Here is an 11339-nt window from a genome sequence, read left to right as displayed (position 1 = left end):
CGATGCGCAGTTCTTCCACGAACGGTCCAGGGCTTGCCCTGGTTCGGGTCGAGGGGCGAACAGCCCCCGCGGGGCCCGGGGCAGCGCCCCGGCGCGACGCCTCGCGATGAGACCAATGCTCAGTCGTCCGATGCGTTGGGTGGGGCAGACCGCAGAGTTCACGGGAGGCGGGAGCATGCGGCGGAAGGCGTGTCCTCCATAGCCCCGAAAACGGCTTGCGGAGGGTGCTTCCGGGCCGATCTCCCCCTTGACCGGGTTTTTCGCCTGTGATGAGGTCTCGCGTTGGCAAACACCGGAGAGGCCGGCGTCCCCTGGGCCGGCGGGCCGTTGGGTCCCCCGCGCCGGGCATGGCGCCGACGGGGAGAAAGGGCATGTCGCCCATGAGTCGATGGAGAAGGTTCGGAATCACAAGGTACGCCGCGGCGACCTTCGCGCTCCTCGTGGCCGTGAGCGCGGGAGCGGGCTGCGAGAACACGGATCCGCCGGACACCACCGGCGGCGCCGGTGAAGGCGGGACAGGTGGCATGGGCGGCGCCGGCGGCATGGGCGCGTGCAGGACGCCCGAGGATTGCCCCGGCGCCGACACGGTCTGCCGGACGCGCACCTGCACCGCGGGCGTCTGCGGCGAAACGTTCGCCGCCAAGGGCACCCCGAGCGATACGCAGATGCCCGGCGACTGCGCCCGCGAGATCTGCGACGGCCAGGGCCAGATCACGCTCGAGAACGACGACACCGACACCCTCGACGATCAGAACGACTGCACCCAGGACGTCTGCAATGCAGGGCAGCCGGAAAACAACCCGCTCCCGGCCGGCGACGCCTGCACCACGAACGACGGCAAGCTCTGCGACGGCGAGGGCACGTGCGTGGAGTGCCTCGCGAACGCGGACTGCCCCGACAATGTCTGCGCGAACAACATTTGCGTCCCGGCCGCGTGCGCCGACACCGTGAAGAACGGTTCCGAGACGGACGTCGACTGCGGCGGCGGCACCTGCGCCCCCTGCGCCGATGGCCTCGTCTGCAAGGTGTCATCCGATTGCCAGAGCAGCGTGTGTGACGCCGCCACCTGCCAGACGCCCACCTGCACGGATACCGTCGAGAATGGCGACGAGACGGACGTCGATTGCGGCGGCGGCTCCTGCAGCCCCTGCGGCCCCGGCCTCGGCTGCGCAGCGGACAGCGACTGCGTGGGCGAATCCTGCTCGGGTTCGATTTGCTTGCCGACCTGCACCGACCAGGTGACGAACCGCAACGAGACGGACGTCGACTGCGGCGGCCCGAACTGCTCGCCCTGCGGCACCGGCCTCATCTGCTCGGTCGACTCGGATTGCGCGAGCAAGGTCTGCACCGCGGGCACCTGCCAGGGGGCGAGCTGCGGCGATACCATCCAGAACGGCAGCGAGACCAGCATCGACTGCGGCGGCGCGGACTGCCCCGCCTGCGCCGACGGCCTCGTCTGCAATGCGTCGACCGACTGCCAGAGCGGCGTGTGCACGGGCAACGTCTGCCAGACGGCGACGTGCACGGATACCGTGAAGAATGGCGCCGAAACGGACGCTGATTGCGGCGGCGGCGCCTGCCCGACCTGCGACCTCGGCAAGGGCTGCCTCGTGAACGGCGATTGCACGAGCAACATCTGCGCGGGCAACGTCTGCGTCGTCTCGCTCTGCGGCGACGGCATCCTCACGGGCGCCGAGACCTGCGACGACGGCAATGCCGTGGCCGGCGACGGCTGCGACGCCGCCTGCGCGATCGAGGTGGGCTTTCTCTGCGCGGGCACGCCGAGCGCTTGCAACGCGATCTGCGGCGACGGCCTCGTCAAGGGCCCCGAGACCTGCGATGACGCCGACACGGACAGCGGCGACGGCTGCTCCGCGACCTGCAAGGCCGAGCTCGGCTACGTGTGCACCGGCGCGCCGAGCGCGTGCAAAACGGTCTGCGGCGACGGCATCCCGGCCGGCAGCGAGCCGTGCGACGACGGCAACCTGAACGACGACGACGCCTGCCTCCCGGGCTGCATCGTGGCGACCTGCGGCGACGGCTTCGTGAACACGGCGGCCGAGCCCTGCGACGACGGCAACAAGACCCCCGGCGACGGCTGCACCGCCGCCTGCCAGGCCGAGCCGTTCTTCACGTGCTTCGGCGCGCCGAGCACCTGCGTCCTCGTCGAGTCCGAGCCGAACACGTGCGCGACGGCGACCGGCCCGCTCCTGCCGCCCTTCGCGGTCACCGGCAAGATCACGCCCGTCGGCGACCATGACTACTACTCGTTCACCGTGCCCGCGGTCGCGGACGTGAAGATCGAGAGCTTCGTCCCGGGGGTGGGCACCTGCCCGACGGGCAACGACACCAAGATCTACCTCCTCGCGTCGAACTGCACGACGATCCTCGTCGAGGACGACGACGACGGCCTCAATAGCTGCTCGGTGATCGATCCGACCACGACGGCGGACGCGGCCGCGCGCAAGCTCGCCCCGGGCACGTACTACGTGCACGTGGAGGAGTACCAGAGCAACTCGACCATCGGCGCCTACCAGCTCCAGGTGACGTTCACCGCGCTCTGCGGCGACGGCATCCTCGCGGGCAGCGAGGCGTGCGACGATGGCAACCTGACCAGCGGCGACGGCTGCTCCACGAGCTGCACCATCGAGCAGGGCTACCAGTGCGTAGGCTCGCCGAGCGCCTGCGCCCTGAGCTGCGGCGACGGCACGATCAACGGCACGGACGTCTGCGACGACGGCAACAAGAACAGCGGCGATGGCTGCTCCGCGACCTGCACCATCGAGCAGGGCTACAGCTGCACGGGCACGCCGAGCGTCTGCACCACGAGCTGCGGCAATGGCACGATCAACGGCACGGACGTCTGCGACGACGGCAACCTGAACAGCGGCGACGGCTGCTCGTCCCTGTGCGCGCTCGAGCCGAACTACAAGTGCCTCGGGACCCCAAGCGTGTGCACGAAGGTCGAGCAGTACTGCAACGACGGCATCGACAACGACGGCGACGCGCTCACCGACGCCGCCGACTCGGACTGCACGATTCCGGCGTACTTCCCGGCCTGCGCGGCGGGCCAGCGCCTCGTCGTCGTCCGGGCGTACGACACGCCCATCGCCCTCCTCGACGGCAACACCACGGGCATCAACAGCTACCTCGGCGTGGCGAACGTCGGGACGGTGAACCGCGCGGCGGTGCTCTTCAACGCCACGCACACCTGGTCCGGGGACATCGACGCGTTCCTGCAGCCGCCGGGCCTCGGTGAGCTCGACATCACCTCGGACAACGGCAGCTCGGGCGACAACTACACGAACACGGTCCTCGACTCGACCTGCTCCTCGGCGGTCACCGGCGGCACTGCGCCCTTCTCGGGCTGCTATTCGCCGGAGACGGCGCTGACACCGGTCAACGGCAAGTCGCCCGTTGGCAGGTGGAGGCTCCACGTCCTCGACGACACGACCTCGGACCAGGGCACCCTCAATAGCTGGGCGATGATCTTCTGCGTCACGCCCTGAGAGGCGCGGGGCTTTGCCCCGCACCCCAGCAGGGGGCTGTCCGCCCCCTGCACCCCGGACCAGGCACAGCCTGGACCGAGGGCCGAGAAACCGCGCGATGCGCGGTTTCTCGGACGGGCCCGGGCAAGACCACGAACGACGTTGCCAGCTGAGACAGCAGCGCCGCCCACCCTCAGCAGCCACGTCAGCGCCGCTGTCTTGGCTGGCCAGCCCGTCGCCGGTCTTGCCTCGGCCTGTTCGATGAACTGCGCATCGCGCAGTTCATCGAACAAGAGTCCAGCGCTTGCGCTGGTCCGGGTCCAGGGGTGGACAACCCCTGGTCGGGGTCCGGGGTGAAACCCCGGCGCTACGCGCACACGGAAGGGGCATGCGATGCGACACCTCGCTCTCGCGAAGATCCTCGTCGTCCTCTCGATGCGCGCCGCGTATCCCCTCGCGGCCCCGCTGCTCCTCGGCATCTTCCTCGTCGCCACGGTCCTCTTCGGCCCGAATGGGATGAGCCCGCCCGAGGCGCTCGCCGTGATGCGCGCCTCCCCCACGCTTATGACCGTCCTCTGGGCCGGGTGGCTCGTGCTCGGCCTGCCTGCCGCCCGCGCCGCGCTCGTGCCTCCGTCCGGGACGTATCTTCGCTGGTTACCTTCCCCACGGCTCGTGTTTCACCTCGCGGGCGCCGTGTGCGCGCTCGTCGTCGAGGCGCCGTGGATGCTCCTGTTCGGGCGCGGCGAGGGCCTCCTGTCCGCCGCCACGGCCGGGCTCGCGGCCCTCGCGGGGCACGCGCTCGCCGCCACGCGGCCCTGGGGCGCCAGGGAAGCGTTCGCGGCGGCCGGCGTGGGCCTCGCGGTTTTCGCCCGGGTCCCGCCGCTCGCCTTCGGGGCGGCGCTCCTCGCGGCCAGCTTGTCCGTCCCGGCCGCCTTCCGCCGCGCGCCCGAGGCGTCCGCCGGGGTGAACCGGGGCCCCTTCGGTCGATCTCCGCTCGGCGCGCTCGCCTCGACGTTCCTGCTCGGCGTCCTTCGCAGCGAGCCGGCGGTCGTTGGACGCGCGCTCGCCCTCGCGGCGCTCGCCGGGCTCGTGCTCCCGCTCGCGGCGCGTGGGCACGATCTCGTGGCGGACGCGTCCATCGGCGCGCTCGCCCTCGGCCTCGCGGCCGTCGCGCTCTCGCCGGGCCTCTCGGGGGCCGCGGCGGCCGTCGTACGGGCGGAGCGCGCGGCCTCCTGGCTCTGCGATGCGACCGGGACGCCGCCCGGCACGCGCGCGCTCGCCGCGGCCCTCGCGTGCGGCATCCTCGGAGCCACGAGCGGGCTCGTCCTCGCGACCGTCGGGGCGCTTGGCCTGCATGCGCCGCTCGCGCTCGGGGCGCGGCTCGTCGTGCTCGCGGTCGCCTCGGGCCTCGTCACGGGCGCGATCCTCGTCGGCGGAGCGCGCGAGGCCGAGGCCTCTCCGCGGCGCGGCGATCGTGGCATGGTCGAAGCGCTCGTCTGGGCTGCGTTCGGCGCGGCCGCGGCGTCGCTCGCGGGTGAGCTCTCGCTCGCTGTGATCCTCACCGTCGGAATCGTGCGGGTCGGCTCGGCCGCGCGTCGTGCCGAGGTGCTACGCAGGCTCCGAGGTGCGGCATGACGCTCTCGATCGTGGACTTGAACAAGTGGCTCGGCGGACGGCGCGTGCTCGACGGGGTGAGCCTCTCGGCCGCGCGGGGCGACGTCGTGGCGCTCTTCGGCGACAACGGCGCTGGCAAGTCCACGCTCCTCCGCATCCTCGCGGGCGTGCTCGACGCGGACGGGGGCCGCGCGACCCTCGACGGCGCCTCGATCCTCGGCCCCCGCGCCGCCGCGCGTGCGCACGTGGGCTACGTGCCCGAGGCCGCCGACGCGCCGGCCCACCTCTCCCCGCGTGAGCTCGCCGCGCTCGTCGCCGCGCTGAAGCGTGTCCCCCTCCCCGACGAAGCGCTCCTCGAACGACTCGGCCTCCGCGCGTACTGGGATCGTCCCTTTGGCGGCCTCTCCCTCGGCCAGCGGCGCCGGAGCTGCTTGTGCGCGGCGATCCTCGGCGACGTGCGCTTGCTCCTGCTCGACGAGCCCACGAACGGCCTCGACGCGGCCGGCGTCCGGGAGCTCGCGACGCTCCTCGAAGAGCGTCGCGCGGCGGGCACCACGATCCTCGTCGCGACGCACGATCCCGCGTTCGCCGAGGCGATCGGCGCGACGCGGGTCCGGCTCTCGGCCGGCAAGCTCGAGGCCTGATTACCCTTTCACCACGCCGATCGGCCGCAATCGGGCGACCTTTTTCGCGATCCCTGCCGACGCCACGACGTCGACCACCCGATCGACGTCCTTGTATGCGGCGGGCGCCTCCTCGGCGAGCTCCGCATTCGATGCGCAACGAATGACGATCCCGCGCGCTTCGAGCTCCTTGCGGAGCACGTGCCCCGTCACCTTTTTCTTTGCGGCGGCGCGGCTCATTTGCCTCCCGGCGCCGTGGCAGGTGCTCCCGAACGAGGCCTCGCTCCCGTGCTCGGTCCCCATGCACACGAACGACGAGGTCCCCATGCTGCCCGGAATGAACACGGGCTGTCCGATATCGCGATAGGCCGCCGGCACGTCCCGGCTCCCCGGACCGAATGCGCGCGTCGCGCCCTTGCGATGCACGCACACCTTCTTCCCTTCGTATTTCTCGATCTTCGCCGTGTTGTGCCCCACGTCGTAGATCAACCGCAAGAAGCCCTCGCGCTCGCCGAACATCCGCCGGAACACCTCGCGAACGATATGCGCGATGAGGTGCCGGTTCGCGAAACCAAAATTGGCGGCGGCGCACATGGCCGCGAAATATTGCTGTCCCTCGGGCGACGAGAGCGGCGCGCAGGCGAGCTGCCGGTCCGGCACCTGAATGCCGTAGCGCTGCATCACACTATCCATCAGGCGCACGTGATCCGTGCACACCTGATGCCCGAGCCCGCGAGATCCCGAATGCACGAGCACCGTCACCCGCCCGATCGAGAGCCCGAGCCGCCCGGCCAAACCCTCGTCGAACACCTCGTCGACGACCTGCACTTCGAGAAAATGGTTCCCGCTCCCCAGCGTACCGAGCTGATCCGCGCCGCGTTGCCTTGCGCGCTCGGAGACCGCGGACGCGTCGGCGGCTTCGAGCGCGCCGCCGGATTCGATGTGCTCGAGGTCGGTCTCGGTCCCGACCTCGTGCTCCCGAACGAGCGCGCCCGCGCCGCCTTCGAGGATCTTGTCGAGCTTCTTGCCCGAAAACGACCACCGCCCGCCGCGCCCGGCGCCCGAGGGCACGCTGCGCGAGAGCTCGTGCACGAGGCTCTCCACGCGATCGGCGATGTCCTTGCGTTCGAGGTTCGCGACGAGCAGCCGCACGCCGCAGTTGATGTCGAATCCGATCCCGCCGGGCGAAATCACGCCGTCGGGCAGCGCCGTCGCGGCCACGCCGCCGACGGGAAAACCGTATCCCTCGTGCATGTCGGGCATTCCGCAGGCGGCGCCCACGATACCGGGGAGCGTGGTCACGTTGATGAGCTGCTCGACGGAATGGTCGGCGAGCAAGCCGGGCAAGGTCTCCGGGCTCGCGAAGATCCGCGCCGGCACCCGCATGTCGCTGCGATAGGACGTCGGGATCTCGTAGACGGAGGGAGCGACCTCGACGAGCGGCGGGGGCGGCGCTTTCGGGGGTTCAGATGTCGAGGACGACGTGGACCGAGTAGCCATGCGAATCCTCCGTGATGTGGACGTCGTGCAGGGTGGCCGCCTTGACGAGGGGCCGGAGGCCTTGGACCTCCGCGCCGCGAATCCGGGCCACGAGGTGATCGGGGGCGAGCTCGTCGAAATGGAAATCGACGTAGACCCGGCCATCCACCTCGGTATGAAAGACGAGCTCGTTCATCCAGTCGACGAGGAGCGCCTCGCGGTCGACCGAATGCAGCGAGATCGAAACACCCTCGCCGGCGGCCTCGGGCAGCGGCCCCTCGCCGACGGCGAGCTCGGCGAGCGCGCGGCCAGCCTCGGCGAAGAGCTCGGGGAACGTGGGCGCGAAGAGGCCGAGGCGCAGCTCGGCCGTGTGGTCCTCGAAGGTGTGGCGCGGGCCTTCCGGGCCGGATGTCATGGAGGGGAATATCGTCGCCGACGGGCCGACGTCACGGGAGGGGTGGAATGCCCAGGCTCCCATGCAGGCGGGCGACGTCCTCGGGGCGAAGGCCGAGCATGGAGGGCAGGCCTTTGAGGTACGCGCGCTCGGCCTCGGATTCGATGCCCGCGGAGAGGAGGGAGACCACGTAGAATTGCTCGGCCATTTGGGGCGAGCGGATCTGTCCGACGAGCGCGAAGGGTGGCTGCGGGGCTTCGAGCTCGCGGGCGAGCGCGGCGCGATCCTCGGGGCCGAGACCGGCGCGCGCGAGGCGATCGAGGATACGCGCGCGCTCGTCGGGGTCGATCTGACCGTCGATGAAGGCGGCGGTGATCATGGCGCGAATGAGAAGCAGAGCGTCGGCCTGTGCATCGGCCGCGGGCGCAGGCGCGGGCACGGCCGCGGGTGCGGGCGCAGGCGCGGCGGTGACCGGGTTTGGCGGAGCACCCCATTGCGCAGGCTGCGGTGCCGGCGGAGCCGCGTTCGGCGCAGCGCCCCATTGCGCCGTGGGCGTCGTGCTCGGCTGCGCATTCCATTGCGTCGGCGCAGGCGGCGCCGCGGGCGGAGGCGCCCCCCATTGTGCCGTCTGCGGCGCGCTCGGCTGCGCGTTCCATTGCGCCGGCGGCTGCGCGGGCTGCCCCGGCGGAGGCCCACCCCACCCCGCTTGCGGCCCCGGGTTTGGCGGAGCACCCCATTGCTGCGGCGGCTGCGCCGGTGCGCCCTGCGGGCTCCCCCAGGGCGCATGTCCCTGCGGCGGCGCCGCAGGCGCGTTCGTCCCCCAGGTCGACGGATCGTTGTGGTAGACGGGCACCCCGAAATTCGTCCCGCCGCCCCCCTGCGGAGCCCCCGGCGGAATCGGCCCGGACGTCGACCCCATCAATTGCCCGAAAAACCCTTGCTGCTGCGCGGGCGCCCCCGGCATGGCGTGCATCCCCGGCGCCCCCGGCATCCCCGGCGCACCCGGCATCCCCGGCGCCGTCGGCTGCTTGAAGTGCTGATACGCCATGTACGCGAGCCCGCCCGCCGCCGCGACCCCGGCAGCCCCCGCGAGCAGCGTGCCTGCGCCGATCCCGCTGTCGTCGTCGCGACGCTCGTACGCATCGTCATCGCGGTACGGCCGACGACGCGAATCGCGGAAGCTCCCGCCTTCGACTCCATCCGAGACCAGCGCGCCCAGGATCCTCTGCGCATCGAACATGGACCGCATGTTCGCCAGAATGCGCGCCGCTTTCAAGGCCGGCGGGTGGGCGCCCTCCTCGCCGCCCACCCGCCGCCTCCCGCCCGCCTTCAGATCGACAGATTCGCGATGTAGTCGGCGAGCTCCTCCCGCGCGACCCGCACCGCCGCTTCCGCCGCGCCGATCGTCCGATCGAGCTCGCCGATCCGATCCTCCGCCGACGCGAGCGCCGTCAGGTACCGCGTGTGCAGCTCACTGCCTTGCGGCGCCGACGCCAGGTTCCTCCGCAGCCGCTCCTGATCCGCCACCAGCGTCTGCCGCTCCGTCCGCAGCAGCGCGAGCGCCTGCTCCCGCGACGCGAGCGTCCTCTGGAGCTCGGCCACGTGCTCGAGCGCGGCCCGCACCTCCGCCGACATCTCGTTCGACGCGAGCAGCACCCCGAGCTCCTGCGCCGTGATCGACCCGATCACGATGCTCTGCTCGATCGGTCGCTCGAGCACCGCATCCACCTTCACGGTTTGTCCTTTTGGAACCTCCCGCCGGATCCGCACGTGCGTGTCCGTCGTCCCGCTCACGCCCTCCGTCGGCGCAACCAAGGAAAAACCCTGGATGCGCGGGTGCTCCACGACGAGCACGCGATCCTCGTCCGCCGCGCCCTTGATCGTGTACGTCGTCGTGCGCCGTTCCACGCGACGCACCTCGAGCACGCCCCGCGCGATCTTCGCGCCCGTCACGACCTGCACGACCTTCTCCTCGCGGTCCACGCTCACGTCGAGGTCCACCGCGTAACTCACGAGCCGATCCTCGTGCGCGGGCAGCGGGCCGAGCCGCGCGTCTCCGACGAACGCGATCGGCTGGTTCGCCGCCGCGTCCTCGTAAATCGACAGGATGCCCGGCGGCAAACCCGTCTCGGTCTCGTTCACGAGCCGCACCGACGCGAGCGGGTTCCGCTTGTCCACGTCGTAGCGGTACCAGGACACCCGCTCGACCGGGATCGACTCGCTCACGATCGGCACGAGCAGCGATTGCCCGCGCGGCAGATCCACCGGCTCCGGGAAGTGGTACACGACCTGCGTCGCGCCTTCCGCGGGCTCGGCGATCGGCGGTGCCTCGGGCAGCGCCACCTCTCCCCCCGGCTGCGCCTCGAAGCTCAACGCGTCGGCCGCCGACGGCGCGGCCATGAAGGCACTCATCAGGCGCCCTCCTCCGCCCGCGCCGTCGGAGACCTCGGCCTCCGGAAGGACGACCCCCACGTCGACCGGCGGCAACCTGCGCCCGAGCACCTCCACCGGCACCTCCGGACGATTCACGAAATACGCTTCGTACACCGCCTGTCGCAGCGTCACGGGGTTGCCCGACGCCACCGACAACTCCACGCGGTTCCAGTCCTGCCCGCTCATGTTCTCCAGCAAGGCCCACCCTTCGAGCCGCGCCTCGCCCTCGCCCTTGGGCACCACCAGCCGATACGTCGCCTTCCACAGCGGCGCGCCGACCACGTACCCCACGCGCACCGTCCGCTCGCCTTGCCCGTGCACGTCGATCGTGATCGTGCGCCGATCCGCGGCCGCGTGCGCCGCGAGCGCCGCGAGCGCCTGCTCCACCTGGCTGCGCAGCCGCGCGTCCACGATGTCGATCTGATCCGCCTCTTCGAGCACGATTTGCCGCATGCCCGTCGGCGTCAGGAGCGAGAGCCGGTGACGCACGATCGTCCCTTGCCCCTCGCCGAGCGAAACTTTTTCCTCGGTCACCGCGACGAGCCGCCCCTCCGCGGTCGCGCCATGCGCCGACACGCGCAGCAGTTGGCCGCGCAGCGCGCGAAGCAGCGAGACCGTGGAGGACAGGTCCTCCTGCGAGAACGGCAGATCCCGGAAGATCTCGGAGAGCGGCGCGCGCCCAGGCAGGCTCGCTTGTCCAAGCCGCCCCTGCGGATCCACCGCGAGCAGGCTCTTCAGCACGTCGCTCACCTGATCGAGCCGCACGTCGAACGTGAGCTCGGCGTCGCCCGACACCAGCGCTTCGTGCTCGAAGTACCCGACGCCGCCCGTCGACAGCATCACGCGCCGGAGCGCAAGCTCCTCGGCCGACGCAGAGCCCGCAGCAAACGACGTGGCGATGAGCCCGAGAGCCCACGCGGCCCCGATCCTCGATTTTCTCATGTGCCCCTCCCCTTTCGCGCCTCTCGGGCTCAGCCTGTCTCGCCGAGCTCCCCCCCGGAGGCCTGCGCCTCGGCGGCATGCCGCTCGCGCGCTGCCATGTTCGTCGAGCGCGCGCCATGACACGTCAATGCGCCCGAGCCCGCCTCCTCGTTCTCCGCGCTCTCCGTCCCGAAGGGGACGCCGCGCCGGGGCGCTGCCCCGGGCCCCGCGGGGGCTGTTCGCCCCTCGACCCGAACCAGGCACGGCCTGGACCGAGGGTGGAAGAACTGCGCGATGCGCAGTTCTTCCAGCGGGCCGGTGGCAAGACCGCGAAGGTGACGTCGCCAGGTGAACCGCCAGCGCTGCCGGCTTGATGGGCAGGGTCGT

The 11339-nt window shown here is 71.3% G+C and carries 7 protein-coding genes; 3 read left to right on the top strand and 4 right to left on the bottom strand.

Going from position 1 to position 11339, the window contains the following annotated elements; genetic code table 11:
- Window positions 1–380 precede the first annotated feature (380 nt).
- From KEG38_RS54265 to KEG38_RS54255, 3 genes are all read left to right on the top strand, one after another.
- Entirely contained in the window at window positions 381–3509 is a 3129-nt protein-coding gene (locus KEG38_RS54265) for a DUF4215 domain-containing protein (protein ID WP_272429069.1), read from the top strand.
- Between the two features lie 372 nt (window positions 3510–3881).
- Complete coding sequence (locus KEG38_RS54260) at window positions 3882–5123, top strand: hypothetical protein (RefSeq protein ID WP_272429067.1); 1242 nt, start codon at window positions 3882–3884, stop codon at window positions 5121–5123.
- Complete coding sequence (locus KEG38_RS54255) at window positions 5120–5746, top strand: ABC transporter ATP-binding protein (RefSeq protein ID WP_272429065.1); 627 nt, start codon at window positions 5120–5122, stop codon at window positions 5744–5746. The genes KEG38_RS54260 and KEG38_RS54255 overlap by 4 nt, the downstream gene beginning before the upstream one ends.
- On the opposite strand, the gene KEG38_RS54250 is transcribed toward KEG38_RS54255, so the two are convergent.
- The 4 genes from KEG38_RS54250 to KEG38_RS54235 all read right to left on the bottom strand — a co-directional run bounded on the left by KEG38_RS54250 (window position 5747) and on the right by KEG38_RS54235 (window position 10973).
- Window positions 5747–7225 (bottom strand): RtcB family protein, encoded by a 1479-nt coding sequence (locus KEG38_RS54250; RefSeq protein ID WP_272429063.1) that lies wholly within the window; start codon window positions 7223–7225, stop codon window positions 5747–5749.
- The gene (locus KEG38_RS54245) at window positions 7191–7619 is read right to left on the bottom strand and encodes an archease (protein WP_272429061.1); all 429 of its coding nucleotides are present in this window, start codon (window positions 7617–7619) and stop codon (window positions 7191–7193) included. Before KEG38_RS54245 ends, KEG38_RS54250 begins: the two co-directional genes overlap by 35 nt.
- A gap of 31 nt (window positions 7620–7650) precedes the next feature.
- Window positions 7651–8838 carry a DUF533 domain-containing protein gene (locus KEG38_RS54240; protein ID WP_272429059.1) on the bottom strand — a complete coding sequence of 396 codons (1188 nt, stop codon included), beginning with the start codon at window positions 8836–8838 and terminating at the stop codon, window positions 7651–7653.
- Window positions 8839–8927: 89 nt separating this feature from the next.
- Window positions 8928–10973 (bottom strand): DUF4139 domain-containing protein, encoded by a 2046-nt coding sequence (locus KEG38_RS54235; RefSeq protein ID WP_272429057.1) that lies wholly within the window; start codon window positions 10971–10973, stop codon window positions 8928–8930.
- Window positions 10974–11339 lie beyond the last annotated feature (366 nt).

The organism is Polyangium jinanense (assembly GCF_028435265.1).
In the GTDB taxonomy this organism is placed as follows: domain Bacteria; phylum Myxococcota_A; class Polyangia; order Polyangiales; family Polyangiaceae; genus Polyangium; species Polyangium jinanense.
Note: the sequence above shows the minus strand (reverse complement) of the source record. Positions and strands in the feature narration are given on the sequence as shown.

What these genes read in the sequence shown, in the direction of transcription:
- KEG38_RS54240 (WP_272429059.1), bottom strand. Translation starts at nt 8,838, where the DNA reads ATGTTCGATGCGCAGAGGATCCTGGGCGCGCTGGTCTCGGATGGAGTC.
- KEG38_RS54245 (WP_272429061.1), bottom strand. Translation starts at nt 7,619, where the DNA reads ATGACATCCGGCCCGGAAGGCCCGCGCCACACCTTCGAGGACCACACG.
- KEG38_RS54260 (WP_272429067.1), top strand. Translation starts at nt 3,882, where the DNA reads ATGCGACACCTCGCTCTCGCGAAGATCCTCGTCGTCCTCTCGATGCGC.
- KEG38_RS54255 (WP_272429065.1), top strand. Translation starts at nt 5,120, where the DNA reads ATGACGCTCTCGATCGTGGACTTGAACAAGTGGCTCGGCGGACGGCGC.
- KEG38_RS54235 (WP_272429057.1), bottom strand. Translation starts at nt 10,973, where the DNA reads ATGAGAAAATCGAGGATCGGGGCCGCGTGGGCTCTCGGGCTCATCGCC.
- KEG38_RS54265 (WP_272429069.1), top strand. Translation starts at nt 381, where the DNA reads ATGAGTCGATGGAGAAGGTTCGGAATCACAAGGTACGCCGCGGCGACC.
- KEG38_RS54250 (WP_272429063.1), bottom strand. Translation starts at nt 7,225, where the DNA reads ATGGCTACTCGGTCCACGTCGTCCTCGACATCTGAACCCCCGAAAGCG.